This is a genomic window from Kutzneria sp. NPDC052558, from assembly GCF_044547355.1.
In the GTDB taxonomy this organism is placed as follows: domain Bacteria; phylum Actinomycetota; class Actinomycetes; order Mycobacteriales; family Pseudonocardiaceae; genus Kutzneria.
On sequence record NZ_JBIUAG010000012.1, the window covers coordinates 12,908 to 39,554 of the forward strand.

Sequence of the window (26,647 nt, forward strand, 5' to 3'; positions counted from 1 at the left end):
CCCCGCGCTGTGAGGGGGCGCCGGGCCCACACCGCGACGGGGCGATGGGGTGGTCTGGGGTCACCCCCCCCGCCCCGCCCAACCACACGAGGGGTGGGGGGGCCCCCCCGGGGCGCCCCCCCGGCCCTTCTACCAACCAAGCCGAGAAGCTCGCGCGGGAGGCGGCCGAGGCCGCCCAACGGCGGGCATACCAGACCCATCCGGACGTGGTGGCGCTGCGGGTCGAGCATGTGCGCACTCAGGTCGACCGGCTGTGCTGGGCCGGCATCACGCTCGGGCTCGGCTTCACCATGACAAATGTGCAGGCGTTCGCAGCAGCGGGCGCGGCGCTGTGGTCGCTTCCGTGGTTGGCAGCGTGGCTACTCGACCCAACCGTGTCGCTCGTGCTACTGGCGATCCTGCGAGCCGAGCAGGTTACGGCTCGCTACCAGGTCCACACCGGTCCATGGGTGCGTCGTGCGAAGTGGCTCACCGTCGCGGCCACGTACGTGATGAACACGTGGGCGTCCTTCGCGGCAGGTTCGCTGCCGGGGATCGTGCTGCACTCGGTTCCGCCGCTGGTGGTGTTCGTCGCCGCCGAGGCGGTCACCGATCTCCGCGACAAGTTGACCGAGGCAGTCACCGCAGCGTTCACGAACGCCTCGGCGGCGAACGCACCTCAGCCCGTTCACCAACCGAAGGTCGAGGAGCCGAAGCGCAAGAGCCCCCGTCGTCGGAAGCTATTCGGCGAGTACCTCGCCGAGGCACGTGCTGCGTGGTCGCCCGGTGTGGAGATCACGCCCGCATGGATCCGGTCAGTGACTGACTGCGCACGAGGGCTATCGCCTCGCTTGGCCGCCGATCTCAAGTCCGAAGTGGAGCGTACTTCTGCCAACAATGCGAACGATGCCAACAACGCGACGCCGGAAGGCGAGGTGCAGCAATGACTTCGCGCGAGTACGAAGTTGTTCCCGCCGATCCGGTCTACGACGCCGAACTGGTGGACGAGAGCGCACCGCGCACCGACAAGCCATCTGCGCGGCGAGGGTTCGCGTCGTGGTGGCAGCGTTCACCGAAGGTTCCGTTGGCGCTGAAGAGCCGCCGGGCGGCCACGCAGGCAGGCAAGGATCTGGTGGTGCGCGTACTGCGGTCGCCGTACCGCTTCGTCGGCGCAGTAGCCCGTGGTCTGGTAGCGGCGATGCGCGGGTGGCGGCGGTGGGTCACCGTTCATGACTACCGCGATGCCGCCGAGCAGTCGGAGAAGTTAGCCGACAAGTTCACCGAGATTCGCGCGCTGACGCTCTTCCGATGGAAGGTCACCGGTGCGGTGACGGTCGCCAGCATCGTCGTGGTGCTGGTGGCTCAGCTCGTGTACGGCGCGGTGGTGCTGTGGATCGTTGGCGGAGCTGCATCCGTCGCGCTGGCGATCCTCGGCCGACGCAAGGAAGGTAGTCCTGGCCGCAAACCAGTCCTGTCCGGTCCGCGCTCGCTCACATGGACCATGGATCCGCAGGTGTTGGTGGATGCGTTCCGAGACGCCAAGCTGATCGGCAAGGACGAGACTCTGCGACTGGTCGAACGTGCTGCGCGACAAGGCGACGGGTGGGCCATCACTGTCGACCTTCCGGCCACCCGCAAGGCTGCCGATGTCGTGAAGAACCGCGAGGCGCTGGCGTCGGCGCTGGCGGTGGACGAGGTGCAGCTGATCGCCGAGCGAGTCCGAGGCAACGGCGGCCATGCCGGCCGCGTGTCGATGTGGGTTGCCGACGAAGATCCTTACGCGGCGCCACCGCTTCGGACACCACTGCTGAACGTCGAGCACTGGGACGCCTGGCGCCCGGTCCCGTTTGGACACGATGCGCGCGCCCGGAAGGTGAACCTCCCGCTGGTGTGGACGTCGTTGCTGATCGGCGCAATTCCTAGGCAGGGCAAGACTTTCGCCGAACGACTCGCGGCCGTGGGGCTGATCTTGGACCCGTACACGCGGCTGTACGTGGCGGACTTCAAGGGCGGCAAGGACTGGGACGCGTGCGAGCCGTGCGCGCACCGGTTTTTCTCGGGCGACGACGAGATGCACCTGGCCGCGTTCAAGACATGGCTTGAGGAGTTGGTGTCTGAGACACAAGGCCGGTATGCCCGCATGCGAGAGCTGGACGACGAGACGTGCCCCGAGTCGAAGATCACGCCAGCGATCTCGCGCGACAGGGCCCTGAACATGCCGATCACGGCCGTCATCGTGGACGAGGCGCACATCCCGTTGGAGTCCCGCATCCCGGTCGAGATCGAGGGGAAGAAGATCCCGCTCGGGAAGTATCTCGGCGAGCTGCTCACGTGGCTGGCGAAGAAGGGGCCGGCGGCCGGCATCGTGGTCATCCTCGCTACGCAGCGCCCTGACGGCAACTCGCTGCCGACGTCGCTGCGGGCGGTGCTCGGCTCACGGTTCGCGCTACGGGTGATGGACTGGCGCGACTCGAACATCATCCTCGGCGAGCAGATGAACACCCGTGGCTACGACTCGTCGAAGCTGTTGGCGTCCCACAAGGGGGTGGGCATCCTTCGGCCGGACGGGGAGACCGAGACGGGAGCGGACGTGTTGGCCATGACGGTCCGGACGTACTACATGCCCAACCCCGACTGGAGGGCGATCTGCGAGCGTGGCCGGATGCTGCGAGAGGCTGCCGGAACGCTGAGCGGACACGCCGTCGGTGCCGACCCGACGCCGATGCTCGACCGGGCTGCGGTCGCCAAAGCGATCGGCGGCGGGACCGCACCGGCCGAGGATGTGGAACTGGTCGAGTTGCCGGAGCCGCTGGCGTCCGTTGTGGACTATCTCGGCGAGGATCTCGACGGGCCGGACGGACGAGAGTTCGTGCCTACGGCCGAACTGGTCGAGGCGCTCGGCATCGAGCCGACGACGTTCGGGACCCAGATGAACGATCTGGGCTGCCGGTCGAGGCGTGATCGGATTCCGATGGCGGACGGCAAGGTGCGACAAGTGCGCGGCTACTTCACCGCCGACATTCGCGCCGCTATCAGGGCTGCCGGCGACGGCGAGGCGGCCGACGATGCGGAGGACTGACACCCGTCACAGGGGCCGTCACACAGCTGTTCCCCCGTCACAGCCGCCGTGACGGGGGAACATGTGCGCCTACCAGCGCAAACGTCGATTGTGACGGGTGGGACAGGGTACCTGGCACCCCGTCCCACCCGTCACCTACGCCGCCGATCTGGGCGAAACCACGTTGGGTTGTGCCATCACGAAGTTGAACGCCTTCCATGCGTCTGCTGTGTCAATCCGCTCGAACGGTGGCGATGCGCTCAGGGGTGCCCGACACAGGACTACCGTCGCCTCAGCCCCGCCAGCAGTTCCCCAGATGGTGATCGTGACGCGGTCCGCGCCGTCACGGGTCGCGGTGAACACCTCGCCTGGCAGCCCCGTCAACGGGTGCACCAATGCGGTGGCAACCTGAGCGGCGGTACGGCCACCGGCCCACTCCACGCGAATGCCGGTAGGGCCGTCTTCCCGGATGGTCAACCACACGGTGGTGCCTAGAACGCAGAGGCGGCGGAACAACGCGCTGGCCAACCACGTCGATCCACGGAATCGACGCGCTGCGATCGCGCTGCGTTCGGGGGCGCTCGGCGCGTCCACGAAGACCTGTGGCCACTCGTAGCCGGTCAGCACGCCAGCGAAGGCGAGCATGGCGCTCCACTGCCGAAAGCTCGTGCCCGCTAGCCCGACGGACATGGACTCGCCACTATCGAAAAGGCACAGCCGCACATGCCGGCGACACAGACTCACACGCAGCCCCGGCATCCCGTACACACGACCGTCAACGATGTATGGGAGCAGGGTAGCCAGCATTGGCGCGGCGGCAGCCGGGCGCATGTGCAATACCGACTGTCCGTCCTTGCCGTCGGGGCGAACCATCGCGCACACAGGCATCGGTGCTACCACACTCGTCGCCGGCCACCGGTAGGGCGCGATACGACCCAGCGCGAACAGGATCCCGGCTTCAAGGTGTTGCTGGGCAAGGTTTGTGGCGTCGGCCAACACCGCGCGGCGGAGCACGTCGCCTGGCGGCGGAGAGGAGTTCTCGCCGAGCAAGCGGGTCTCAAAGCCAGCGTCGAGGACCGCTCTGATCTTCTCCCGTTCCTCTGCGGTGAGCGTCTGGATGCCTTCGGTGATGGTGTGCAACAGGGTGGAGTCGGTTTCCCCGGTGTAGGACCGGCGTAGTTCGCCGAGCCGACGGACCAGTGAGAGACGGTGGGTCATGGATGAGTGCTCCGGGTCAGCACGGATCAGGGGTGGAGGGCAACGGCGGCGAAGGCCAGCGACTCGGCCGGGTCGCCGATGTCGGCCCAGTGCTCAGGTCGCCACTCGGGGGTGTAGACGACACCGGGAAACACCAGGTGTTCGAAGGGGGCGAGCATCGCTGTCACCTCGGAACGTGACCGTAGGTGTGCGGTGTTCTGCGTCTGCCGATAGATCTCGATCACGTGGGCGAGTTGCTCGGGGTAGTCAGTGGCGGTGGCGTGCGAGAGGGCGAGATAGCTGCCCGACGCCAGCGCGTCGGAGTAGGCGCGCACGATCTCGGCGGGACGGTGTTCGTCTGAGAGGAAGTGCAGTACCGCGCACATCACCACCATGAGCGGCCGGGAGAAGTCGATCAGCCGCTTGGTATCTGGATGGTGTAGGACGCTGTTGGGCCTCCGGATGTCTTCGTGGATGCAGGTGGCGTACGGGTTGTTCCTGAGCAGGTCGAGGCTGTGAGTGACGGCAACGGGTTCGTTGTCGACGTAGATCACGCGGGCATCCGGTACGGCGCGTTGGGCGATCTCGTGCACGTTGCCGGCAGTCGGCAGTCCAGAACCGAGGTCGAGGAACTGTCGGACTCCATGCTCAACGCCGTACTGCACAGCCCTGCGCAGAAAGCTTCGGTTCTGCCGAGCGAACGTCCGAGCTTCGGGCAGCACCGCCAAGACTTCCTCGGCCTTGACTCGGTCGACCTCGAAGTTGTGCGATCCGTCCAGGTAGTAGTCGTACATACGGGCGGCGCTGGCACGCTCCGTGTCGACCTCGGCCGGCCGCCAGTCAGCGTTGAGGCTCCATTCATTCGGGTTGTGGCCGTCGGCCATGCCCATGTCGTGCTCCTTGAAGTGATCGAACGATTGCTCGCGTCGCGCGGTGGTCACGCCGATCGGCGCTTGTCCGGATGCTGGGCCGCCTTGGTGTCGACGTCGTACCGAACTCCAAGCCCTGCAAGCGAAATGTGCGTGCACGTCTTGGCTTCGTCCCAACAGCGAACGCATGTCGGCCATGTCCACTCGGTTGGTCCAAGTCGCTGCGTCGGCACCGTCACGCGCTCCCCCACCAGAGTCGTGACTTGCTCGCCCGGCTTCACTCGGCCGCCAGGAACCGCGTGGCGCTTGCCGTCGGCAGGCTGCCACCGGTAAGTGCGGATCTCCGATCCGGTCACGCCGTTCGCCTCCGACGGTCGAGCTGCGGCGGGAGCCGAGTCGGGGTGACCAGCGCCCGCCGCAGCAAGGGGTTGTCCGGCGTGTGCGGAGCGGTGCACGTGACGGAATCGCCGGACGGCCTGCTGACCACGTGCGAGTGGCCATGGCAGACTGAAATCAGACTGTCGTCATCCCGAGCCGAGGTCCACGACACGGGCACGACATAGGCACGACATATCGGGGCCGACCGAGAGGAGGCGAGATGGCCCAGCGAGGTCGAGGGGGACACCCCGCGCGGACCGTCCTGGAACAGTTGATCCGGGACCGGCAGCAGACGTTCGAGGAGTTCGTCAACTACGCCGAAGAGTTCGCGCAAGAGAACAAGGAACCCGGAACACTCAGCCTCCGCCATCTGCAAAGGCTCGTTGCCGGCCGCCGGTCAGATGGAAGCGCACTCGGCCCCGTACGTCCAGCAACCGCGCGACTACTCGAACGCATTTTCAGTATGGACATTGACGAGTTGTTGGAAGCACCACCTCCCGTGGAGGTAATATCCGACTCGACCGGCGAGCTTCGCCAAATGATCAGCACCTCTCGACGCGTCGACAGCGCCGTAATCTCGCTACTTGGGGAGCAACTCAACACCATCCGCAAAATTGACCGCCAGTTGGGCGCTGTCGTTGCACATGAGGAGGTGAAGACAAAGGCCCGACAGGTTGGACGCTTGTTGTCACACAGCCTGCATCCACACATGAGGGCTCAGCTTGCCGGCCTACTCTCCGAGTTGCACACGCTAGCAGGATGGCAAGCGTTGGACATTGGCAGCGTCTCAGAATCTTGGCAACACTATGAACGAGCAAAATCGGCAGCGATCGAATCTGGCACACTATCGTTCGAGACACACTCACTCGCCGAACAAGCCTTCGTCCTGCTCGACCTTGGCCAGCCGGGGGACGCCGTCGACATCCTTGCCGACGTACGGGCTCGCGCCGATCGTTCCTGCTCGCATCTGTTTCGAGCATGGCTCGCGGCAGCACACGGCGAGGCGCTGGCGGCAGACAGCCGACGAAGTGAAAGCCTCCACGCATTCGATGAAGCCGCCAACCTACTTCCCATCGATTCGATGAATTTCGACGGCCCGTACGTCGCGCTCGATTCGACACATCTTGCACGCTGGCGCGGTCACGCGCTCGCTCGTTTCGGCGACGCCGAGGCTGTCGCGGTATTGTCCAGCGCGCTCGACCGGCTTGACCCGTCATTCACCCGAGCCGAGACAGCCCTGCGCGTCGACTTGGCAACCGCACTGGCGACGCTCGGCGAACGAGACGCCGCGCGTGAACATGCGACAGTGGCCCGCCAACTTGCCGCAGACATTGGTTCCGCACGACAGGATCGACGGCTCCGAGCACTCACCAACCGCCTTCGATGACACCAGTCGCAGAACGAGAAGAAATAGACAGTCACCCCTTGAACCGATACGGAGCCAACCAAGACGGCATGCGCTCGGACTGGCTGCGGTCACGGTGCCCACGACAGATGAACAGCGGCCATCACTCGACCACGTTGATCGTCCATGGTGGACTCAATGTCGTCACGAGCCCATGGTGCCGGTCGTGGTGCGAAGTGCAACACAACCGTGACCACAGGGACCATGGTGCAAGCGTGACCGCCACATAATCCCAGGTAGACACGGGTGCGCGAGCGGATAGGAGCATTCCTAAACCGTGTGTCGCAGGTTCGAATCCTGCCAGGGGCACGCGATCGATTGGGTGAGCTGTGCCCGCGGAGGGCGCGGGCCGTTATCGATCGGGGGTCTTCTGGGGGCACGGCCCCCAGGCCCCCACGCCGGGAGGGCTTCGCCCCCCGGACCCCCGGCGGGGAGGCCACTTTTCATGGCCGGGCTTTGGGCTTGTGCCGGGGAGGCTTCGCCCCCCGGACCTCTAAGCCAGCGAAGCGGTGGGGGGCGCACAGAGCCTGGGGGCTTCGCCCCTGGGCCAAGCCGAAGAGGGGCTTGGGATGGCGTTTCGGGGTGCGGTCGCGCAGCTGTCGAAAGCCATCGTTCCGCCGTGCTGCGCGGGTGCTCTAGGGCTTGGAGCGGCGGTGTAGGAGGTTGTAGCGGGACCACATGGCCTCGGCGGACTCGATGGACTCGGCGGTGCGGGTGGGGTCGACGGCGGCCAGTTCGGCGACGATGGCCTGGGCCAGGGCCATGCCGGCCGTGAGGGAAGCGGAGAAGGTCACGCCCTCGGCGGGCACCATGAGGACCTGCTCGGCGGCGGCCGCGAGGGCTGGCTGGCGGGGTGCGTCCTCGGACAGCGGCCCTATCTGGGCCCGGACGCCGCCGCCGTCCGGGAGGTCTTCGCCGACCACCGGCTGATCGCGGAGCTGGGCTGCGGCGCGGTGATCAACGTGCCGGTCGTGGTGGGCGGTCGGACGTTGGGCGTGCTCAACATCCTCGACACCGAAGGAAGCTACGACGAGGATTCGGTCGCGGCGGCCGAGTCGCTCGCGCCGCTGGCGGCGGCGGCGCTGCTGGAACTGGAGGAACGGTGAACGGATCCCTGCTGCTGCGCAACGCCCGGCTGCTGGACCCGGCGACAGGCGAGTACACCGAGGGCGACCTGCATTGCGTGGACGGCCGCATCGCCGACGAGGGCCCGGCCGATGTGCGGACCCTGGACCTGCGAGGCGCGGTGGTGCTGCCGGGGCTGATCGACGCCCACGTGCACGTCACAGCCTTGACAGCGGATCTCGGTTCGCTGCCGTCGACGTCACCGTCCTATGCGGCCGCGCACGCGATGCGCACGATGAGCCAGATGCTCGACCGCGGTTTCACGACCGTCCGCGACGCCTCGGGCGCGGACTACGGTCTGGCCGATGCGCAGGCCGAGGGCCTGTTCCGTGGCCCACGGCTGTTGTTCTGCGGCCGGGCGCTGAGCCAGACCGGCGGCCACGGGGACAGCCGCACCCGCGGGGCCAACGCCCGCGAGGACCACCCGTGTTGCGCGGGCCTCGGCCGGGTGGCCGACGGTGTCGACGCGGTCCGCGCGGCGGCGCGCGACGAGCTGCGCAAAGGCGCGCACCACATCAAGGTGATGGCCTCCGGAGGCGTTGCCTCCCCGACCGACCGCATCGACTCGACCCAGTACTCGGCCGACGAACTGCGCGCGATCGTCGAGGAGGCCGAGGCGGCCAATCGCTACGTGGCCGCGCACGCGTACACGGCCCGGGCGGTGAACCGAGCCCTGGAACTGGGCGTGCGTTCCATCGAGCACGGCAACCTCATCGACGACCGCAGTGTCGAGTTGTTCTTGTCCCACAACGCGTTCCTGGTGCCGACCCTCGTGACCTACTGGGCCCTGAAGGAGGAAGGCCGCGAGCACGGACTCCCGGAGTCGAGCTGGCGCAAGGTGGACGATGTCCTCGGCGCGGGCCTGGCAGCCCTGGAGCGAGCGTCTCGTGGCGGCGTGAAACTGGTCTACGGCACCGATCTGCTCGGCGGCATGCATCGGCGCCAGAACCACGAGTTCCGGCTGCGGGCCGAGGTGCAGACGCCCCTGGAGGTGATCCGCGCGGCGACCACGACGGCGGCGGACCTGCTGGACCTGACCGGTGAGATCGGGACCCTCGCCGTGGGCGCGCACGCGGATCTCCTTGTCGTGGAAGGAGATCCGGTGGAGGACATCGGGGTGCTGGCCGAGCCGAAGAACTTTCGGCACGTGATCCAGGGCGGCGAGCTGGTCGCCTGAGGATCAGCGCCGGGCTTCGATCTTCATGGCGCCGCCGATGACCCGGCGGTCCCCGGGCCTGCGGCGGGAGGAGGTCGCCGAGCTGGCCGGGGTCAGCGTCGACTACATCGTGCGGCCGGGCCGGTCCGCAGTGGACAGACTGCGGTAGCGCCGTCCACCCAAACCGTACCTATCCCCCAAATGGGTGATAGGTGGTCAACCACCCCCAACCGGCCCCGCCACTCTGCGACGGTTGCTCACAGCACGGTGACCGGGGAATCAGGGGCGACATCATGACTGGCGGCTTCGGCGCGGTCCCGGAGGAGCTGTTCCGGACCGCGAACGCCATCAGCGACGCGGTGGGCAGTGCCGCCGCGATGCTGTGGCAGGAACCCAGCGGCGACTACGGGCACCCGGGGGTGCAGGCCGGCTGGGGACAGTTCATCGAGGACATGAAGTCCGAGATCGGCAAGCTCCGGGACAAGGCCGAGGGGCACGGCGAGAGCCTCAAGGCGGCGGCCATGGGCTACGCCGACTCCGACAGCTTCGCCGGCAAGGTCATCGGCGCCATCGAGGGCGAGTTCGGGCAGCCCGGCGGCACGACCGGCGGGGTCGCCGGCCGGATCGGCCGGATCCTGGGCGGCGAGAGCGTCGACCCGGGCGACGTCCCGATCGGCGAGCGCCTGCCCGGCGTGCCCGGCGGCGGCTTCACCGGCAACCTGACGCCCAACGAGCTGCACGAGCGGCTCGGCGAGCCCAGCACCGAGGCCGCCGACGGCGGCGGCATGCTCAAGAAGGACCGGGTCGGCTACGCCGACGGCCCCGGCGGCGTGATGAGCCCCGAGCGGTCCCGCGAACTGTTCCCCGGTTCCACCGGCGGCGACGAAGCCAAGGATGTCGAGTACTGATGCCGGCCGAACTCGGGCAGACCAGCAACCCCAAGGACCTCATCCCCGGCGAGCCGGAGCGCATCTCCAGCGACCTGCGGGACCTGGTGGGCAACATCCAGCTGATGGGCGGGATCAAGGACGATCTCGGCGGCATCGACCCGGCCCAGTGGGTCGGCGAGGCCAGCGACGCCTTCCGCGCGGTGTTCGGCGCGGAGCCGTCCAAGTGGGAGCAGGCCATCGCGACCGTCGGCGACAAGGCGACGGCGCTGGCCGACTTCGGCGACGTGCTGACGTGGGGCCAGAGCGAGGCCCAGCGGGCCATCGAGGCCTTCACCCAGGCGCAGGCGGCCAGCAGGACGGCGGCCGCGCAGTACAACGCCCAGGCCCAGCAGGCGCAGGCCGCCGGGCAGACCATGGACCCGTTCCAGGATCCCGGTCAGGCCGCCGCCCAGGAGGCGCAGCAGATCCTGGACAACGCCCGCGAGAAGGTCGAGACCGTCGGCGGTCTGGTGGCCAGGGCCCTCGGGTTCTCCAAGAACGACGACGGCAGCTATACCAAGAAACTCGGGGGCAAGGACTTCGGCGCCGACGAGCGCGAGAAGGTCAAGAAATGGGATCCCGAGAAGGGCGAGTGGGTCGAGGAGGACCCCGGCGGCTGGCAGAAGAACAAGGGCGGCCGCAGCTACAGCCGTGAGTTCGGCAGCCAGTCCGACGGGATGTTCACCGACAACATCAAGGGCGTCCTGGACGCGCTGGGCATCGACACCTCGGAGTCGACGGTCGCGGCCTCGGCCAATGTGGACCTGCTGCACGGGTCGCTGGAGGGCCAGTTCGACAACGGCGCCTTCTCCGGCAGCGGCAAACTGGACGGATCCGTGCTCGGCGCCGGCGCGGAGGCGCACGGCAGCGCGAGCATCCTCGGCCTGGCCGGCGGGGCCAGCGCCGAGGCGTACCTGGCCAAGGGGCACGCTGAGGGCGAGCTGAACGCCGGGCCGGCCAGCCTCAAGGGCAGCGCCGACGGTTTTGTCGGGGCCGAGGCCAAGGCCGACGGCCAGATCGGCTGGACCGGCGCACAGGCCAGCGCCGAGGCGTTCGCCGGGGCCCGGGTCTCCGGCGACGCCAGCGCCGAGGTCGCCGGTGTCACGGCCGGTGTGCACGGCGAGGCGTGGGCCGGCGCGGGTGCCGAGGCCAGCGGCCAGATCGGCATGGGCGACGACGGCAAGTTCCACCTCGGCGCGTCCGTGGGCATCGGGCTCGGCGTGGGCGCGAAGGTCGGCTTCGACATCAGCGTCGATCCTGCGGCGGTCGTCGACACCGTGGAGAATGTGGCCGAGGACGTCGGCCATGTCGCCGCCGATGTGGGCCACGGGATCGCCAACGCGGCGGCGGACGTCGGCCACTTCCTGGGCTTCTGACCCTTCCCCCATCGATCAGGAGAGAGACGCAACGTGGCAGCCACCATCCCGGTGCCGATCGAGTTCTCGCTGCCCGAGGGCTGGCGGTCGGTGCCACCGGACGAGGTCGGCACGCCCGACGCCGCCTTCGTGGCCCTGCACCCGGGCACCATCCAGAACGGGTTCACCGCCAACATCACCATCACCGGCGAGCTGCGCGGCGAGTCGGAGTCGCTGACCGCCATCGGCGACGAGGCGGTCGCGCGGCTGCGGGCCAGCGGCGCGCGCAACGTCCAGCTGGGACGGCGCAACGAGGTCGGCTCGGCCGAGAACCCCGGCCTCACCCAGGCGGTCAAACTGACCATCGACCTCAAGGGCCAGCCGCGGGACATCATCCAGTTCCAGGTCTTCCTCGGCATGCGCGACCAGCGCGACACCGAGCTCCGCGCCGTCCTGCACGTCGTGCTGTCTGCGCTGCCGGAACAGTTCGAGCAGGTCATCGGCGATTTCCAGAAGTTCCTGTCGACCATCAAGCCCGAAGGCGCCCAATGAGTGACACCGCGCGGCAGTTGCTGTCCCGTATCGAGGCGATCGACAAGGCCGCCGCCGACAACCGGATGCGGGCCGAGTCCTACCAGCGGATGGCCGACGAGCTGCGGAACGCCGAGGGCCGCGCCACCTCGCCCGACGGCGTGGTGACGGTGGTGGCCGGGCCCGGCGGGTCGATCACCTCGGTCACCTTCACCGACCAGATCCGCTCGACCACGCCGGAAGCGCTGTCGGCCGGCGTGATGCAGGCGATCGCCCAGGCCCGGGCGTCGGCCGCCCAGCAGCAGGCCGAGGTGGTCCGCCGCGGGCTCGGCGACACCGAACTGCTGGACCGGGTGCTCGACTCGGACGAGCGGCTGTTCGGCGACGCCCGGCCGACCGCCGTCGTGCCGCCCCCGGCGCGGTTCCGCGAACCGCGACCGCCGCGCGACGATCAGTCCTTCGAGGACAGTGGCGTGCTCAGTGAGGACGCCTTCTGATGAGTCCGGCGGCGATCCTCGCCATAGCCGGCGGGGGCATTGTGCTGGTCGCGGTCGCGATCATCGTGATGATGGTCTTCCTGCGCCGCTCCTACAACGCCGACGAGCAGGGGATCATGGAGCGGCTCAACGCCGAACTTCCCCGTCGAGGCTGGAAATATGAGGAGCGCAACGACTCGTTCGTCTCGGTGTTCAACGCGCAGAGCGAGCACACCCGGCGACCGTTGATCAAGATGCCGACCAGGCAGGGCCCGCTGAACCCGTTGCAGCCCTACCACCTGCCGCCCCGGGCCGACCAAGCGCACAAGATCATCACCGGCACGCACCGAGGACGGCCGTTCATCTCCGCCCTGTTTCGGGTCCACTACGCCGGCAACATCGAGTGGAACAAGGTGATCTTCGTGCGGACGGTCGCGCCTGGTCCGGCGCTGACCGTCTTCAGGGAGCCGCGTCTGGCGAACCAGGTCAACAGCGCACTGGGCATGGGGGACCTGAAGTACGGCAACCCGGACTTCGACGCCCAGTTCCGGGTCAGCGCCGAGAACGAGGGCTTCGCCCGCGCGGTGCTGAATCCCGCCGTGATGCAGTACCTGCTGGCCAATGCCGAGCAGATCCGCAGCATGGAGTTGCTGGGTGACAACCTCGACCTGTCCGACCCGGTCTCCGACCATCGGGACCCGGCGGCGCTGATCCCGGCCCTCGACCGGCGATGCGATCTGCTCGACCGCATCCCCGAGTCGGCCTGGGTCTGACCAGATCGTCGAGGTCGCAGCGGTAGGGCTCGGCCAGGTCGCGGACCTGGCGGCCGAGGTGGCCGCCGGTCTGCGGTGCGACCAGGCCGGGCCCGAATCCGTCTAGTCGAAGACGCTGAAGACCTCCTCGGCGCGGTCCCGCTTGACGTGCAGATCCCAGGCGACCTCGGCGATGTCGTCGGGGTCGAGGGTCCCGATCTCGCCGAAGGTCTCCCGGTTGGCCAGCACATGGTCGTGGATGTCGCCGCGCGCGATGAGGCCGCCGACGATCAGGTTGGCGGCCAGCACACCCTTGTCGGCCACGGTGGCGTTGAGGGTCAGGACGTAGTTGCGCAGGGCGGCGCTGGGCACGGCGAACGCGCCGATCATGGGCATCGGGCGGACGGCGCTGAGGCCGCCGGCGAACAACAGCGTGCCGCTGCCGCGTTCGAGCATGCCCGGCAACAGGTGCTGCACGGTGTCGACCGCCGGGTAGACGTACCGCATGGCCGTGCGGATGTCGTCGGACGTGGCGACGTCGAGCGGGGCCGTCGGGATGTCGAAGTCCCCCGGGCCGATCGAGCTGGGGCCGTAGTAGACGACCTCGACCGGCCCGAGCCGGTCGACCGCGGCGTCCACAGTGGACCGAAGCCGGTCGGGGTCCTGGACGTTGGCGACGAAGGCCTCGGCCTTGACGCCGGCATCGGCCAACTCGGCCAGGTAACCCGCGTGCCGGGTGTCGCGGCGCGAGATCAGGGCGACCGGATGCCCCTCCCGGCCGAACCGGCGGGCGATCGACATGCCCAGGCCGGGGCCGACGCCGATGACCACTGCCGTCATGATTCCTCCCAGTAACTTGAGGGTTCTCTCGACTTTCACCGTAGCACAAGTTGAGGGTGCCCTCGGGTTGCTTACACTGGAGTCATGACCAGGCCACTGCGGTCGGACGCGATCCGGAACCGGGACAAGCTGCTGGCCGCGGCCTCCCACGAGTTCACCGCCCACGGCCTGGACGCCCCGCTGGAGCACATCGCCAAGCGGGCCGGCGTCAGCATCGGCACGCTCTACAACCACTTTCCCACCCGCGACGACTTCTTCAACGCGCTGCTGCCGGAGCGGATCGGCCCCGCGCTGGACGCCATCGCCGCCAAGGCGCAGGCCGAGGACGACCCGTGGCGGGCGTTCGAGACCTACCTGTTCGGAATCTTCGCGTTGCAGGTCAAGGACCGTGGCCTCAACGACGCCATCGCCCAGCGCATCACGCTCACGCCCGAGGTGCTCGAGGTCTGCCACCGGGGGCAGGTGCACGCCGAGCTCGTCATCGAGCGGGCCAAGGCCGCCGGCCGGCTGCGCCCGGACTTCCAGCCCTCCGACGTGACGCCACTGGTCCTGGCCATGTCCGAGGTGATCCACCGCGATCCCGACGGCTGGCAACGGTTCCTGGCGTTCTACCTGGACGGCCTGCGAGTCGACTGACCCCGGCCGAGCTATCCGGCGTCGCGGTCGCCCTCGGGGCGATCCGTGGGCGGGCACGGATCGCCGGGCGGGTCACACCTGAAGTTCGCCCTCGATGCGCTTGAGGTTGTGCCGGGCCAGCGCGAGGTTGGCCTGCTCCCGCTCCAGCACCAGGTACAGGAACAGGGAGCTGCGGGTCTTCATCGAGTTCATCAGGCGGATCAGGTGGTACTGGCGGTGCAGCGTGATCAGGATGTCCTCGATGCTGTCGTTGAGCGCGAGGGTGGACATCACCCGGAGCTTGGACCGCACCACCTCGGTGTTGCCGGCGGCGGCCAGCTCCAGGTTCAGCCAGTCGCCGCCGCCGCTGGTGCCCAGCGACATGCCGCTCTCGTAGTCGACCAGCGCGACGCCGACCGCGCCGGCGATGGACATGGCTTCCTTCAGGGCGGTATCGATGTTCATCGGACGCACTTCCTTACCTGAGGGGTCTAGGGAGCGAGGATCGAGCCGATCCGGTCGGTCATGGGCCGGGTCTCGTACAGCAGGCGGCCCAGGTTCAGGCCGCTGTCGCCCAGCACCACCAGCAGCGCGACCCGGCCGATGGCGTACACGGCCATATAGCCCCCGCTGTTGAACACGACGGTCTGGTTGAGGGTGCCCTGGCGGGTCACCTCGGCCGCCTGCCGGGCGATTCCGAGATTGGCGGCGGCGAGCGCGGATATGTTCAGCGGATCGACACTGTCCGCGACGTCCGAGACTATGGGAATCCCGTCGACCGCGGCGATAACCGTGTCCGTCACGCCGGCCACGGTTTCCCTGAGCTTGCGCAACTCGACGGCTAACGCGTCATAGTCCACGGTTCTTCTTTTCCCTTTCAGAAAGGCCGGCCGGCGCCAGGCGAAGCGCGCCACCGCTACGGCTCCGGCGCGCGGGGACGCAGCGTGGCCGAGGTGAGGTGCACCCGTCCGCCGAACGCCGATGCGGGCACGATCGCCAGCACGTCCTCGCCCAGCATCCGCGCCACGTCGACGGTGACCGGGTGGACGCCGCGGCCGATCGCGAACGCGATGTCCCGCGCGGTGCGCCGGCCGGTGGCGTGGTCGACGATCTCGCGGAACTCGCCTGCCGGCTCACGACCGGTGGCGACCAGGCGTTCTCGATACGGCGACACCGGGCAGGGCGACGCGGCGAGCACCGCCAGCCGGACCGCGACCTGCCCGAGCAGTCGACGAACGGGGACGCCGTCGACCACGGGCGGCAGCACATCGGCGGTGTCGTCGACGACGAAGTGCGCGACGCCGCCGACGGCGATCGCGAACGCGGCGTCCGCGATGGCCGCGCCGAGGGGGTCCTCGGCGACGGCCCGCAGCGTCGCCACCCCGGGCGCCCCGGGGCTGTGCGCCGCGATCACCGCGCCGTCCCGAAAATGGATCACCCCACCCGGATCGCCGACCAGAACGAGGGCGGCGCTGATTCGATCGGCGTGACACTGGGTGAGGGCGTGGGTGAGCACGTCGAATGATGTGCGATAAGCGGGTCTCATCGCCGTACGTTCTACCCGCCGACGCCACCCCTCACATCAACCCCTACACGATCGTGTGAAGGAATTGCGCGCGCCGTAACAACGGCCGTTTCGACGTTCGGTTTACGCCGAAAGCACCCATTTTCCGATCAACCGCAGGTGATCTTCGGGGCCGGGTCGTAGACCTTTTTGCGGGTGTGCCGGGAGACCTCGCGACCGGTGAGGTCCTTGATCACCCGGGTGTCGGTGGCGGTGAAGCCGGGGCCGCCGTTCGAGGCGTGGCAGTTGTGGGCCGGGCCGGGGCGGGGCTGCGGTTCGACGAAGTTGGTGCGCTCGCCGGGCACCGACTCGACCTGGTAGCGCTTGACGCCCCACAGCCGCACGGTGATGTTCTGCGGCGTCCAGATGGTCTGGATGGCGATGCCGGTGGGCCCGTCGTTGGTGAACTTGAGATCGATGACGCTACTGCCGTCGGGATTCTGGAAGACGGTGGCCTCGCGGGCGGCCGGGTAGCGGCTGATGTAGTAGCTGTGCTCGGTGTGCCCGGCGTCGGCCATGCCGGCGAAGTACGAGGCGTTGTAGAGGGTGGTGGCGAACTGGGAGATGCCGCCGCCGACGGCGGTGCCGGGGGCGCCGTTCTCGATGATGCCGGCCTCGACGTAGCCCTGCTTGGCCGTGCGCGGGCCGGTGTAACCGTTGAGGCTGAAGGTTTCCCCGGGTTTGACCACGGCCCCGTTGACCTTCTCGGCCACCACCCGGATGTTGACGCCGGAGTCGGCGGCGAAGCCGCCGGTGGTGAACTCGCCGACGATCTCCTTGACGCCCAGCTGGGTGGCCTGCTCGGTGGTGAGCTTGGCCGGCTGCTTGGCGTAGGTCGCCGTGACCACCCGATTGTCCTTGTGCGACAACAGGTCCGGCAGCCCCGCCAGACTCTTGTCCCAGTCCACGCCGCGCCCGTCGGCCGACGGCTTGACCACCGGCTTGTCGCCCTCGATCACCACCTGGGCGTCCTTGCCCTGCTGCTCGGTGCTGGCTAGCTGGGGCTTGAGCGCCTCCACCACCTTGCCGTGGTCCAGCTTCGGCGCGAGCTTTCCGTTGTCGCCAGGAGAGAATCCGAGCGCGGCGGCGATGGTCGCCGGCTGGAGGGTGGCGTCCTTGCCGTCGCCCTTCACGGTGACCGGCCCGGACACCGCCGGCTTGGCGTAGTTCTCCACGGCCTCGCGCACGGCGTCGGCGCTCACCTTCGGCGAGGCGCTGGCCACCGGCAGCGTCACGGGCGCGCCGCCGATCCAGTTGTCCACCACGGCTCGCCTGGCTGCGGCGCCATCCAGCCTCTGGCCCGACTGCGGGTTGACGGCCGTGGGCGTGGTGCCGTCGAAGCGGATTGTGCCCTCGATCGGGTCGCGGTCGACCTTCAAGCCCTGCAAGGCCTTGTCGAGCGCCGATTCGTCCACTTTGGACACGAATGGGGACTCTCGGCGGTCGAAGAAGGACACCAGCCGGACGAACGGGTTCAGCGGCTGCTCCCCGGCCTGGTCCAGCGTGGCCGGCCAGTCCGCGGCCAGCCCGGCCGACTTGGCGTCGAGAGTGGTGTCCACGTCCCCGGCCCGAACCTTCAGCGGCTGGGCGATCCTGGCGTCCAGGGCCGAATGCAGCCGCTGCTCGGCATCGGCCCGGCTCAGCCCGCCGACGTCCACTCCGGCCACCGTGGTGCCCCGGGGCAACGCGCCTTGGGACAGCAACAGATCCACGCCGTAGAGGAGCGCGAGGGCGCCCACCACCGCGCCGGCCCCGATCAGCCCGCGCTTCAGCAGCCGACGCCGCCCCGGGTCGCCCTGGGTCGGCGGCTCCAGACTGCCCGCCACCGGCGGGAATTTCAGGGTGCCGTCGATGCGGACGGTCTGGTCTTCGTCGGCCACCCGGCCGAGTTTACCGATTTGTCCGTGTGTCCCGGTGGCAGGCCCGACCTGGTGACCGGCAGCCCGCGCGAGCCGGCGGTGGCCGGCTACCGGGTTGTCGAGCGCGACCGCCACGACGCCGCCACCGAGATCGCGGCCCGACTGCTCACGGTGCCCGGGCCGACCGCCGTGGCCGATGCCGTGATCGACATCCGACCGGTCGCCGAGCGCCGGCACGAGCTCTGACCAGGCATTTCCCCGTTATCCTTGACGCGTGCCCGTGCTGCAGTAAACATTTACTTCATGGATAGCCGGGATGCCCTGCTCGCCGCCGCCGCGGAGGAATTCGCGCGAAACGGGTTGAAGGGGACGCGGATCCGGGAGATCGTGCAGCGCTCGGGCGTGAACGAGCGCATGATCTACCACCATTTCGGCAGCAAGGAGGGGCTGTTCCAGGCGGTGTTGCAGCACGAGATCGGCGGCATGACGGTGGCCTGGCGCGAGCGGATGGCCCCGGCCGGCGAGCTCGAGCCGTACGAGGGCATGAAGCAGGCGTTCGAGGCGATGTTCGACCTGGTGCAGGACCGGCCGCTGGTCATCGCCCTGGCCCTGCAGGAGGGGGTCGGCGGCTGGGAGGCGCGGCCGCCGGTCCCGGCCGACCGGCTGCCGGCCGGGCTGCGTGAGCTGCACGAACGCGGGGTCGAGGCCGGGGTGTTCCGCGCCGATGTGGCGTTCGAGGTGCTGTACGCGACGGCCATGGTGACCCTGATGGCGGTGCCGGGCATGGCCGGACGGATTCCGGCGATCATGGCCGGCCGCGATCTGAACCAGCTGCGCGACCAACTCGTCGCGTTGCTCCTGAACGGAATCACAGGGGGAGAGTCATGACAGTTCTGGTGGTGGGGGCCGGCCCGACCGGCCTGACCCTCGGCCTGGACCTGGCCCGGCGGGGCGTGCCGGTGCGGGTGATCGACAAGGCGCCGGCGTATTTCTCCGGCTCGCGCGGCAAGGGCTTGCAGGACCGCAGCCTCGAGGTGCTGGCCGATCTGGGCGTTCGGGACGAGATGCTGGCCGAGGGGCAGCATTCGAGGTCGCGGCTCTACGTCAACCGCGAGTTCAGCCGCGAGGTCGACGCGACGGCGCTGATCATTCCACAGTGGAAGGTCGAGGAGGCGTTGCGGGACAAGCTGTCCGTCCACGGCGTCAAGGTCGAACTCGACACCGAGCTGCTGGCCCTGGACGGCACGACCAGCCAGGGCAGGATCGACGCCGACTACATCGTCGGCTGCGACGGCGGGCGCAGCACGGTCCGCAAGCTGCTGGGTGTGCCGTTCGAGGGCGTCAGCGCCGACGGCGAGCACGTGATGCTGCTCGGCGACGTCGAGGTCAGCGGCCTGGATTCCAGCATCGCGCACATGTGGATCGGCCAGGGCTTTTATGCCCTGACGCCGTTCCGCACGGTCCCGCAGTGGCAGGTGCAGATCGTGACGGGCGACGGCTCGCGGCTGGAGCCGTCGCTGGAGGTCTTCCAGCGGCTGTTCGACGAGATGGTCGGGCAGCCGGGCGTGACGCTGAGCAACGCGACCTGGCTGTCGACCTATCGCGTGAACGTCCGCATGGTGCGGAAGTTCCGTGTGGGCAACGTCTTTCTGGCCGGCGACGCGGCGCACGTGCACCCGCCGGCCGGCGGGCTCGGCATGAACACCGGTATCCAGGACGCCTACAACCTGGGCTGGAAGCTGGCCGCTGTGATCAACGGCGAGGCCGGCGACAAGCTGCTCGACACGTACGAGCTGGAACGGCTGCCGATCGCCGAGTGGACCTTGGACACCAGTTCCGAGCGTCTCCAGCTGATCACCGAGGCCGTGCAGGCCGGCACCGGCGGCATCGAGACGGGGCGCAAGCCCGAGCACGCCCAGCTGGGCCTCGGCTATCCCGACAGTCCGCTGTCGCGCAACCTCGTGCGGTGGGACGGGCCGGCCGCCGGCTTCCGCGCCCCGTGGCAGGAGTCCTTGCGGCACCAGGACTTCACCCTGTTGACCTTCGACGATGTGCGGGTGCTGGTCCGGCCCGACGGCCACATCGGCGTCGTCGGCGGTCCCTCGGACGATCTCACCGTCGCCACCTATCTAACGGATACCTTGTAGCCCAACCGTTTGACAGGGCCGCCCATCCGTGCCACCATCGGTTCAGATTCCGAACCTTTGGGGGACGTGATGGGCGGCTTCCACAGCGGTGAACTGGCCGTGCAGGAACGAGCCGGCGTGCGGCTGCTGGCCCAGCGGCTCAGCCCCATGCTCGCCCCGCCCGACCTCTCCGGCGGGGCCGGCCGGTTCTTGGCCGGGCGGGACCTGGCCGTCATCACCGCTCGCGGCCGGGACGGTCTACTGTGGACGTCTCCCCTGGTCGCCCGGCCCGGCTTCCTCGCCGGCCACAACGCCTCGCTGCATGTGAACGCCGTGCCCCACAAGGGAGATCCCCTGCACGACCTGCCCTCCGGGCAGCCGATCGGCATGGTCGCCATCGACTTCGCCGCCCGGCGGCGGATGCGCGTCAACGGGCTGCTCACCCGCGTCGACGGAGGGCTGCACATCGAGGTCGAGCAGGCGTACGGCAACTGCCCCCAGTACATCAACCCCGCGCACCGCTTCCCCGCCGTGCCGCCACCTTCGCTGGCCAACCGCTCCGCGCTCATCACCGGCGCCGACACCTTCTTCCTCGGCACCATCCATCCCCAGCGCGGCGCCGACGCCTCCCACCGCGGCGGCCCCGCCGGCTTCGTCCACCTCGACGGCGACGACCTGTGGTGGGACGACTTCCCCGGCAACAACATGTTCAACAGCCTCGGCAACATCGCCGTCACCGGCGACACCGCCCTGCTCTTCCTCGACTTCGACACCGGCGCCCGGCTCCACCTGTCCGGCACCTCCCGCATCGAGTGGACCGGCACCGACCGCCGCGTCCGCTTCACCACCGTCGCCCGGGCGTAACCGCACAGCAGCGCGGAACGGTCCGGTCTTCACGCCCGCACTGGCACAGCGCTGGACGGGCAATGGCCTATCGAGGCACTGTTGGGGCAAGCTTCGCCCAATGGCGCTTCCTTTGGCGTGGAACTCCGCGTTGCGCAGGAGGCTTGCCCCCTGAGCCACCCCCCATTGCCCACCCAACCCAAGGGGGCGTCCCCCGCTGCCAGTCTATCGAGAGTGGACCGGCGCCAACCTGAGCCAAGATCCACATGTGGACAACTCACGGCCTGTGGACAATAGCGGGTTCCGCAGGTCAGCCCATGCTCTTCTGGCCGTCGATGGTCTCGCGGATGATGTCGGCGTGGCCGGCGTGCTGGGCGGTCTCGGCGATGATGTGCATCAGGACGCGGCGGATGGACCAGCTGCTGTTGGGCGGGAACCAGGGGGCGACGGGCAGGGGCCGGCTCTGGTTGAGGTCGACGCCGGAGGTGAGCAGCTCGTCGGTGCGGCGGGAAACGGCCTCGTAGTCGGCGAGCACGGCTTCGAGGGTCTCGCCGGGCAGCATGCGGAAGCTGTTGAGGTGCCCCTCGATGTCGGTGCCGGAGTGGGCGTCGGGGCCGTGCTGGATGAAGTCGTACCAGCCCTGCTCGGCCCGAGTGACGTGCTTGATGAGACCGCCGAGGCAGAGCTGGCTGGCGGTGGGGGTGAGCGCGGCCTGCTCGTCGGTGAGGCCCTGGACGGTGTAGCGCAGGAAGAAGCGGTGCTTGCCCAGCGCCTCCAGCAGCTCGGCGTGCTCGCCGGTCAGCGTCTGCTCGGTGGTGGTCATCGTGAGCCCCTCTCGTGGTGGTTTTCCCGGTTGAGAACCACGCTAGAGGCCATTGCGGACAGGTTCCGTCCTTGATTCCGGACGACTTTGGCAGTCGGGCAGATCGATGGCGTTGGACACGTCGCGGATCTCGGCGCGGACCTTGTCCATGATCTTGGCGGTGCCGGGCAGGTAGGGCATCAGCCGCATCATGAGGGTGGTGAGCCAGAGGGTGAGCCGCGAGCCGGACACCATGCGCTTGATGTTGCTGGACAGCTTCTGGTTGACGGTGACGAAGTGCCGCATTCGTTGCTCGTACGCAGCGAAGGCGGCCTTGTGGTCGCCCCCGGCGGCGGCGAGTTCGCCGGCGAGCACGTAGGCGCCGACGAGGGCGAGACTGGTGCCCTGGCCGGACGCGGGCGACGGGCAGTAGGCGGCGTCGCCGACCAGGGCGACCCGGCCGGCGGACCAGGACTCCATCTCCACGACGCTCAGGCTGTCGAAGTAGAAGTCGGGGGCGGCGGGCATGGCATCGAGCAGTTGGGGCGCGATCCAGCCGTGCGGGGCAAAGACCTCGGCCAGAATCTGTTGCTGGCGGGCGGTGTCGCGCCGTTCGTAGGCCGACTCGGGCGACACGAACAGGAACGAGGCCTTGGCCGCGGTGTCCTGCCTGGTGCTGTAGACGTTGAGGGAACGGCCCTTCTCGCCCTGGATGGTCTCCCAGCGGTCCAGCCCGAGCAGGTTGGGCACGCTGAAGATGGCGATGTGGTGGCCCAGTGAGCGCAGAAAGCGCTCTTCCGGCCCGAAGGCCAGCGCCCGCACCACGGAGTGCAGACCATCGGCGCCGATCACGAGGTCGAACCGCCGCGGCAGGGATCGTTCGAAGGTGACGGCGACGCCGTGCTCGTCCTCGGTCAGCGACGTGATCGAGTCGCCGTAGCGGTATTCGACGCCCTCGGTGGCACCGAGCAGGATGCGGGCCAGGTCGCCGCGCAGCACCTCGACGTCGGTGGGCTCGCGGAAGCCGACGGTGTCGGCGTCCATCTCCACGACTGTTCGGCCACGGCGGTCGAGGAACGCGCCGCCGCGCATGTCGGTGTGGTGCAGGCGGACCTCGTCGGCGATGCCCATCCGGTCGAGCACCTCCATGGCGCGGCCGCGGACGTCGATCTTGTAGCCGCCGGTGCGCGGCTCAGGAGAGCGCTCTACGACGGTCACGGTGTAGCCGTGTTCACGCAGCCAGTAGGCGAGGGCCGGGCCGGCGATGCTGGCCCCGGAGACCAGGATGCTCTTCGTCATGCCGCAGACTCTGCGGCGGCCGGCTCACCAGTCGCTCACGAAGCGCTCACGGAGCCGGTGAAGCGTTTGCTCCCAGGTCAGGCCGCCGCCGGACAGTCCCTGCTCGGCGGTGGCCACCATGGGCAGGTTCTGCCTGGCCAGCGCCTCGTCACGGGCCCGCTCGTAGTGCTCACGGGCCCGATCGGCATAGCCCTGGGCGGCGGCGACGGCGCCGAGCCCGCACAGGATCCGACCCCGGATCTCGGTGGCGACGATCGACCCCGACGGGCACTCGGAGAGCGCTCTCTCATGGAGTTGACGGGCCGTGTCCAGGTCGCCGGCCAGCCGGGCGATCTCGCCCAGGCCCCGGTGCGCCGAGGCCGTCGTCGGCACGATGCCCAGCCCCGCCACCCGCTCGTAGATGGCCCGCGCGGCCGCCACTTCGCCCAGCCGCACGAGGTTGTCGGCCCGGCGGCACTGCAATTCGGCCGCGTCCTCGGCGTCCCCGAGTTGGCCGATCACCTCGATCGCCTCGTCCACCAAAGACAGCGCGGTCGCCGGATCTCCTTCCAGGGCGGCGATTCCGGCGAGCAGGTCGACCGTGTTGGCGATACCCCACCGATCCCCCACCGCACGGAACAACGCGCATGCCCGCTCGAAGGCGGCCCGTGAGACGTCGAGCTGACCGTGATAGAGGGTCCGCAGCCCCTCGCCCGTCTGCACGAACGCGCGGGACCACTGGTCGTCACCGAACATCTCCAAGGCGAGTGCGTCGGCCGTACCGATCAGGGCCCACAGCATCAGCAGGTACGGGAAGCGCAGCGTCCGGCCCAGCTCACGAAGCACGGTCGCGACCTGGTCGAGGTGCATGTTGGCGCTGATCGCGCAGAGCGCGTACTCCTCGCCGAGACCAGCGGGAGAGCGCTCTCCCAGATTGATCATCAGCTCGGTGATCAATGGGATCGACTCGCTGCGCAGGCCTCGGAGGTAGAGATACCAAGTGGTGTTCGCGGCCAGCCGGAGAGCGCTCTCCGAGTCCGCCCCGACGGCCCAGCGCAGGGACGCCATCAGGTTGGCGTGCTCGGCAGTGAGCCGGTCCATCCACTCCAGCTGCTCGCCCGTGCGAAGCCGGGGCTCGGCTTCCTCGGCCAGGCGGAGGAAGTACTCGGCGTGCCGGCGGCGCGCCCGCTCGCTCTCCTCGCCGAGTTGGTCGGAGCAGAACGCACGGACCGTCTCCAGCATCCGATACCGGCCGTCGTTGACCTCGACCAGCGACTTGTCGACCAAGCTGGCCAACACGTCGGCGGACCGGCCGCACACCTCCTCAGCGGCGGAAAGCGTTGCCCCGCCGGCAAATACCGACAGACGGCGGGCCATCGCACGCTCGTCGTCGTCGAGCAGGTCCCAGCTCCAGGCCACCACCGCACGCAGCGTCTGGTGCCGAGGCTCGGCCGTGCGATCACCGTGCGAGAGCCGCCCCAGCCGGGCCCGCACCTCGTCCAGTTCGAACGACCGGAGCCGCGCGGCCGCGAGTTCGATGCCGAGCGGCAGCCCGTCGACCGCTGCGCAGATCTGGCCGACGACCTCGGCGTCGAGCCGGTAGCCCGGACGGACCGCGTGCGCGCGTTCCTCGAACAGCCGGATCGTGTCCGGGGCGGCCAGCGGTGGCAGCGGGCAGAGCAATTCACCCGTCAGGCCAAGGGTTTCACGGCTCGTCGCCAGGATCCTCAGTCCCGGGCAGGACGCCAGCAGCCGCCGCGCCAGCCGGGCCGCGCCGTCGATCACGTGCTCGCAGTTGTCCAGCACCAGCAGCAGATCCCGATCGGCCAGCCCGGCGATCAGACGGGTCACCGGATCCGGCGCATCGCCACCGGCGAACAGCCCGCCGTCACGCAACCCGAGCGCCCCGATCACCGCCTGCGGCACCTGCGCGGAATCACCGAGTTCGGCCAGCTCGACGAAGCACACCTCGTTCACCCGTCGGGCGGACTCGATGGCCAGACGGGTTTTGCCGGCGCCGCCGGGGCCGGTGATCGTGACCAGCCGGGCGGCCCGCAGTGCATCGCCAACCCGGCGGATTTCCTTGTCCCGTCCGATAAAACTGCTCAGCTGGGCCGGCACCGGACGTACCGGATTGGCGCCGCGCAGCACAGCCAGGTGGGCGTCGGCGAGCGCGGCCGACGGGTCGGCGCCGAACTCGTCGGCCAGTGTTCGGCGAGCGTCGTCGAAGCTGGCCAGTGCCTCGGCCTGACGGCCGTCCGCCGCCAGGGCCCGCATCAGCTGACCACGAAGGCGTTCGCGATAAGGGTGATCCGCCGTGAGCTGCCGCAGTTCGGCCGCATCGGACTGGCCGGTCGCCAGGTCCGCCTCGATGCGGTCCTCCAGCGCCGACAGCCGAAGGTCGTCCAGTCGCACGGAAGGCGCCGGCCCCCGCCACAACGCCAACGCCTCGCTGAGCACCTTGCGCGCGTTGGCGTGGTCGCCGAGGGCCAGCAGTTGCCGCCCCTCCAGGGCCAGGCGCTCGAACCGGTGGGCGTCGACCTCGTCGGGTTCGATGGCCAGGACGTAGCCGAGGGGATGCCGGGTCACGCTTCCGGCCGGCAGCAGCGACCGGATCCGCGACACCTGTGACTGCAACGCGTGCTGGGCGTTGGCCGGCGGTTCGTCCCCGTATACGGCGTCGACCAGGTCCTCGAACGGAACCGGCCGCCCGACGCTGAGCGCCAGGGCTGCCAGCAGCGCGCGCGGACGCGGGCCGCCGAGGCTCACCGCCGTCCCGTCCGGCCCCCACAGCTCGACCGCGCCGAGCACCCCGATCCGCACCGGGACATTCTGCTTGCTCAGGACGTCGGCCGCGGCCGGAATCCCTCGATGACCAGGGTCAGCAGATTCCCGGCGGGGCTTGGTCGCTCGACTCGGTGACCATGGCGTTGGCCAGGGTGAGCAGGTCGTCGAGCCCGAGGTCGACACGGACGACGCCGGCCCGCTGCGCGTCCTGGAGCAGGGCCGTGGCGACCTCACCCCGTTTACCGTACTCGTCGGAAACCGGGGAACTCCCCGCTTTCCGACGATGAGGAGGCGATCCCCCGTGTACAAGAAGCTCTCGTTCCTCCGGAAGCGCGCCGACCTGGCCACCGAGGACTTCATCGACTACTACGAGAACCACCACGTCCCGCTGATCCTCAGCCTCGCGCCGCGACCGGACGTCTACAAGCGGCACTACGTGGTGCGCGGCGACTCCCTCAACATCCGGGAGGACGAGATCGACTTCGACGTGATGACCGAGATCGCCTTCCCCGACCGCGCCGCCTTCGACGCCTGGCTCGCCGCCCTGGCCACCGCCGGCACTCTCGTCCCCGACGACGAGGCGCGGTTCCTCGACCGCTCCTACCTCCGGTCCTTCGCCAACGATGAGCGGGTGACCGTGGACAACAGCCGGCCGTGACGTGGCAGGGCGAGGCTTTGCGGAAGACGATTGGCAGATAACAGCGGGAGCGGTGAGGAAGGCGT

27 protein-coding genes and 1 pseudogene are annotated in these 26,647 nt (G+C 69.0%); 16 read left to right on the forward strand and 12 right to left on the reverse strand.

Annotation, left to right across the window (positions count from 1 at the left end; all coding sequences use genetic code 11):
• Positions 1-44 precede the first annotated feature (44 nt).
• Together ACIG5F_RS22025 and ACIG5F_RS22030 are read left to right on the forward strand one after the other, a co-directional pair.
• Entirely contained in the window at positions 45-926 is an 882-nt protein-coding gene (locus ACIG5F_RS22025; protein ID WP_396520656.1) for a hypothetical protein, read from the forward strand.
• The gene (locus tag ACIG5F_RS22030; RefSeq protein WP_396520193.1) at positions 923-3,058 is read left to right on the forward strand and encodes a cell division protein FtsK; all 2,136 of its coding nucleotides are present in this window, start codon (positions 923-925) and stop codon (positions 3,056-3,058) included. The genes ACIG5F_RS22025 and ACIG5F_RS22030 overlap by 4 nt, the downstream gene beginning before the upstream one ends.
• Before the next feature lie 135 nt (positions 3,059-3,193).
• Here ACIG5F_RS22030 and ACIG5F_RS22035 read toward each other — a convergent pair whose 3' ends face one another.
• From ACIG5F_RS22035 to ACIG5F_RS22045, 3 genes are read right to left on the reverse strand one after another with little or no spacing between them, the layout of a single operon-like run.
• Positions 3,194-4,255 (reverse strand): hypothetical protein, encoded by a 1,062-nt coding sequence (locus ACIG5F_RS22035; RefSeq protein WP_396520195.1) that lies wholly within the window; start codon positions 4,253-4,255, stop codon positions 3,194-3,196.
• A gap of 26 nt (positions 4,256-4,281) precedes the next feature.
• The gene (locus tag ACIG5F_RS22040; protein WP_396520197.1) at positions 4,282-5,175 is read right to left on the reverse strand and encodes an SAM-dependent methyltransferase; all 894 of its coding nucleotides are present in this window, start codon (positions 5,173-5,175) and stop codon (positions 4,282-4,284) included.
• Positions 5,172-5,558, reverse strand: coding sequence for a zinc finger protein (locus ACIG5F_RS22045; RefSeq protein WP_396520199.1), 387 nt, complete (start codon positions 5,556-5,558; stop codon positions 5,172-5,174). Before ACIG5F_RS22045 ends, ACIG5F_RS22040 begins: the two co-directional genes overlap by 4 nt.
• 143 nt (positions 5,559-5,701) lie before the next feature.
• On the opposite strand from ACIG5F_RS22045, the gene ACIG5F_RS22050 reads away from it, so the two are divergent.
• Positions 5,702-6,868 (forward strand): hypothetical protein, encoded by a 1,167-nt coding sequence (locus ACIG5F_RS22050; RefSeq protein WP_396520201.1) that lies wholly within the window; start codon positions 5,702-5,704, stop codon positions 6,866-6,868.
• A 653-nt stretch (positions 6,869-7,521) separates the two neighbouring features.
• Here the strand turns inward: ACIG5F_RS22050 and ACIG5F_RS22055 are convergent.
• Positions 7,522-7,731, reverse strand: a pseudogene (locus ACIG5F_RS22055) (RpiR family transcriptional regulator); the annotation flags it as partial.
• Here ACIG5F_RS22055 and ACIG5F_RS22060 point away from each other — a divergent pair.
• From ACIG5F_RS22060 to ACIG5F_RS22090, 7 genes are all read left to right on the forward strand, one after another.
• On the forward strand, positions 7,732-7,992 hold the full coding sequence (locus ACIG5F_RS22060) for a GAF domain-containing protein (protein WP_396520658.1): 261 nt from the start codon (positions 7,732-7,734) through the stop codon (positions 7,990-7,992).
• The gene (locus ACIG5F_RS22065; protein ID WP_396520203.1) at positions 7,989-9,188 is read left to right on the forward strand and encodes an amidohydrolase family protein; all 1,200 of its coding nucleotides are present in this window, start codon (positions 7,989-7,991) and stop codon (positions 9,186-9,188) included. Before ACIG5F_RS22060 ends, ACIG5F_RS22065 begins: the two co-directional genes overlap by 4 nt.
• 272 nt (positions 9,189-9,460) lie before the next feature.
• Entirely contained in the window at positions 9,461-10,075 is a 615-nt protein-coding gene (locus ACIG5F_RS22070) for a hypothetical protein (RefSeq protein WP_396520205.1), read from the forward strand.
• Positions 10,075-11,472 (forward strand): putative T7SS-secreted protein, encoded by a 1,398-nt coding sequence (locus tag ACIG5F_RS22075; RefSeq protein WP_396520207.1) that lies wholly within the window; start codon positions 10,075-10,077, stop codon positions 11,470-11,472. Before ACIG5F_RS22070 ends, ACIG5F_RS22075 begins: the two co-directional genes overlap by 1 nt.
• Before the next feature lie 33 nt (positions 11,473-11,505).
• Positions 11,506-12,003 carry a hypothetical protein gene (locus ACIG5F_RS22080; protein ID WP_396520209.1) on the forward strand — a complete coding sequence of 166 codons (498 nt, stop codon included), beginning with the start codon at positions 11,506-11,508 and terminating at the stop codon, positions 12,001-12,003.
• Positions 12,000-12,479 carry a YbaB/EbfC family nucleoid-associated protein gene (locus ACIG5F_RS22085; RefSeq protein ID WP_396520211.1) on the forward strand — a complete coding sequence of 160 codons (480 nt, stop codon included), beginning with the start codon at positions 12,000-12,002 and terminating at the stop codon, positions 12,477-12,479. The genes ACIG5F_RS22080 and ACIG5F_RS22085 overlap by 4 nt, the downstream gene beginning before the upstream one ends.
• Positions 12,479-13,231 (forward strand): DUF3137 domain-containing protein, encoded by a 753-nt coding sequence (locus ACIG5F_RS22090; protein WP_396520213.1) that lies wholly within the window; start codon positions 12,479-12,481, stop codon positions 13,229-13,231. The genes ACIG5F_RS22085 and ACIG5F_RS22090 overlap by 1 nt, the downstream gene beginning before the upstream one ends.
• A gap of 102 nt (positions 13,232-13,333) precedes the next feature.
• On the opposite strand, the gene ACIG5F_RS22095 is transcribed toward ACIG5F_RS22090, so the two are convergent.
• On the reverse strand, positions 13,334-14,050 hold the full coding sequence (locus tag ACIG5F_RS22095; RefSeq protein ID WP_396520215.1) for an SDR family NAD(P)-dependent oxidoreductase: 717 nt from the start codon (positions 14,048-14,050) through the stop codon (positions 13,334-13,336).
• Positions 14,051-14,134: 84 nt separating this feature from the next.
• On the opposite strand from ACIG5F_RS22095, the gene ACIG5F_RS22100 reads away from it, so the two are divergent.
• Entirely contained in the window at positions 14,135-14,686 is a 552-nt protein-coding gene (locus ACIG5F_RS22100; RefSeq protein WP_396520217.1) for a TetR/AcrR family transcriptional regulator, read from the forward strand.
• A gap of 72 nt (positions 14,687-14,758) precedes the next feature.
• On the opposite strand, the gene ACIG5F_RS22105 is transcribed toward ACIG5F_RS22100, so the two are convergent.
• The 4 genes from ACIG5F_RS22105 to ACIG5F_RS22120 all read right to left on the reverse strand — a co-directional run bounded on the left by ACIG5F_RS22105 (position 14,759) and on the right by ACIG5F_RS22120 (position 18,109).
• Positions 14,759-15,130 (reverse strand): hypothetical protein, encoded by a 372-nt coding sequence (locus tag ACIG5F_RS22105; RefSeq protein WP_396520219.1) that lies wholly within the window; start codon positions 15,128-15,130, stop codon positions 14,759-14,761.
• Positions 15,131-15,156: 26 nt separating this feature from the next.
• Positions 15,157-15,579: a roadblock/LC7 domain-containing protein gene (locus ACIG5F_RS22110; protein ID WP_396520221.1), complete on the reverse strand. Its 423-nt coding sequence runs from the start codon at positions 15,577-15,579 to the stop codon at positions 15,157-15,159.
• Positions 15,580-15,581: 2 nt separating this feature from the next.
• On the reverse strand, positions 15,582-16,211 hold the full coding sequence (locus ACIG5F_RS22115; protein WP_396520222.1) for a hypothetical protein: 630 nt from the start codon (positions 16,209-16,211) through the stop codon (positions 15,582-15,584).
• Positions 16,212-16,339: 128 nt separating this feature from the next.
• On the reverse strand, positions 16,340-18,109 hold the full coding sequence (locus ACIG5F_RS22120; protein ID WP_396520224.1) for a VanW family protein: 1,770 nt from the start codon (positions 18,107-18,109) through the stop codon (positions 16,340-16,342).
• A 51-nt stretch (positions 18,110-18,160) separates the two neighbouring features.
• Between ACIG5F_RS22120 and ACIG5F_RS22125 the strand changes: the two genes are divergently transcribed.
• From ACIG5F_RS22125 to ACIG5F_RS22140, 4 genes are all read left to right on the forward strand, one after another.
• On the forward strand, positions 18,161-18,334 hold the full coding sequence (locus ACIG5F_RS22125) for a hypothetical protein (RefSeq protein WP_396520226.1): 174 nt from the start codon (positions 18,161-18,163) through the stop codon (positions 18,332-18,334).
• Between the two features lie 57 nt (positions 18,335-18,391).
• Entirely contained in the window at positions 18,392-18,976 is a 585-nt protein-coding gene (locus tag ACIG5F_RS22130) for a TetR/AcrR family transcriptional regulator (protein WP_396520228.1), read from the forward strand.
• On the forward strand, positions 18,973-20,235 hold the full coding sequence (locus ACIG5F_RS22135) for an FAD-dependent monooxygenase (RefSeq protein WP_396520230.1): 1,263 nt from the start codon (positions 18,973-18,975) through the stop codon (positions 20,233-20,235). Before ACIG5F_RS22130 ends, ACIG5F_RS22135 begins: the two co-directional genes overlap by 4 nt.
• A 66-nt stretch (positions 20,236-20,301) precedes the next feature.
• Entirely contained in the window at positions 20,302-21,078 is a 777-nt protein-coding gene (locus tag ACIG5F_RS22140) for a pyridoxamine 5'-phosphate oxidase family protein (RefSeq protein ID WP_396520660.1), read from the forward strand.
• A 289-nt stretch (positions 21,079-21,367) separates the two neighbouring features.
• Here ACIG5F_RS22140 and ACIG5F_RS22145 read toward each other — a convergent pair whose 3' ends face one another.
• Genes ACIG5F_RS22145 through ACIG5F_RS22155 form a run of 3 tightly spaced genes read right to left on the reverse strand, consistent with a single transcriptional unit; the run spans position 21,368 to position 25,960 of the window.
• Entirely contained in the window at positions 21,368-21,880 is a 513-nt protein-coding gene (locus tag ACIG5F_RS22145; protein WP_396520232.1) for a DinB family protein, read from the reverse strand.
• 42 nt (positions 21,881-21,922) lie between these two features.
• The gene (locus ACIG5F_RS22150) at positions 21,923-23,158 is read right to left on the reverse strand and encodes an FAD-dependent monooxygenase (RefSeq protein ID WP_396520234.1); all 1,236 of its coding nucleotides are present in this window, start codon (positions 23,156-23,158) and stop codon (positions 21,923-21,925) included.
• Positions 23,159-23,182: 24 nt separating this feature from the next.
• A complete protein-coding gene (locus tag ACIG5F_RS22155) occupies positions 23,183-25,960 on the reverse strand; it encodes a BTAD domain-containing putative transcriptional regulator (RefSeq protein WP_396520236.1) in 2,778 nt (925 codons plus the stop codon).
• A gap of 265 nt (positions 25,961-26,225) precedes the next feature.
• Between ACIG5F_RS22155 and ACIG5F_RS22160 the strand changes: the two genes are divergently transcribed.
• On the forward strand, positions 26,226-26,582 hold the full coding sequence (locus ACIG5F_RS22160) for an EthD domain-containing protein (RefSeq protein ID WP_396520238.1): 357 nt from the start codon (positions 26,226-26,228) through the stop codon (positions 26,580-26,582).
• Positions 26,583-26,647 lie beyond the last annotated feature (65 nt).

Bases quoted from the DNA above. Each gene is read 5' to 3' on its own strand.
- ACIG5F_RS22025 (WP_396520656.1), top strand. From the start codon at position 45: ATGGGGTGGTCTGGGGTCACCCCCCCCGCCCCGCCCAACCACACGAGG.
- ACIG5F_RS22030 (WP_396520193.1), top strand. From the start codon at position 923: ATGACTTCGCGCGAGTACGAAGTTGTTCCCGCCGATCCGGTCTACGAC.
- ACIG5F_RS22035 (WP_396520195.1), bottom strand. From the start codon at position 4,255: ATGACCCACCGTCTCTCACTGGTCCGTCGGCTCGGCGAACTACGCCGG.
- ACIG5F_RS22050 (WP_396520201.1), top strand. From the start codon at position 5,702: ATGGCCCAGCGAGGTCGAGGGGGACACCCCGCGCGGACCGTCCTGGAA.
- ACIG5F_RS22070 (WP_396520205.1), top strand. From the start codon at position 9,461: ATGACTGGCGGCTTCGGCGCGGTCCCGGAGGAGCTGTTCCGGACCGCG.
- ACIG5F_RS22075 (WP_396520207.1), top strand. From the start codon at position 10,075: ATGCCGGCCGAACTCGGGCAGACCAGCAACCCCAAGGACCTCATCCCC.
- ACIG5F_RS22085 (WP_396520211.1), top strand. From the start codon at position 12,000: ATGAGTGACACCGCGCGGCAGTTGCTGTCCCGTATCGAGGCGATCGAC.
- ACIG5F_RS22090 (WP_396520213.1), top strand. From the start codon at position 12,479: ATGAGTCCGGCGGCGATCCTCGCCATAGCCGGCGGGGGCATTGTGCTG.
- ACIG5F_RS22095 (WP_396520215.1), bottom strand. From the start codon at position 14,050: ATGACGGCAGTGGTCATCGGCGTCGGCCCCGGCCTGGGCATGTCGATC.
- ACIG5F_RS22100 (WP_396520217.1), top strand. From the start codon at position 14,135: ATGACCAGGCCACTGCGGTCGGACGCGATCCGGAACCGGGACAAGCTG.
- ACIG5F_RS22105 (WP_396520219.1), bottom strand. From the start codon at position 15,130: ATGAACATCGATACCGCCCTGAAGGAAGCCATGTCCATCGCCGGCGCG.
- ACIG5F_RS22115 (WP_396520222.1), bottom strand. From the start codon at position 16,211: ATGAGACCCGCTTATCGCACATCATTCGACGTGCTCACCCACGCCCTC.
- ACIG5F_RS22130 (WP_396520228.1), top strand. From the start codon at position 18,392: ATGGATAGCCGGGATGCCCTGCTCGCCGCCGCCGCGGAGGAATTCGCG.
- ACIG5F_RS22135 (WP_396520230.1), top strand. From the start codon at position 18,973: ATGACAGTTCTGGTGGTGGGGGCCGGCCCGACCGGCCTGACCCTCGGC.
- ACIG5F_RS22145 (WP_396520232.1), bottom strand. From the start codon at position 21,880: ATGACCACCACCGAGCAGACGCTGACCGGCGAGCACGCCGAGCTGCTG.
- ACIG5F_RS22150 (WP_396520234.1), bottom strand. From the start codon at position 23,158: ATGACGAAGAGCATCCTGGTCTCCGGGGCCAGCATCGCCGGCCCGGCC.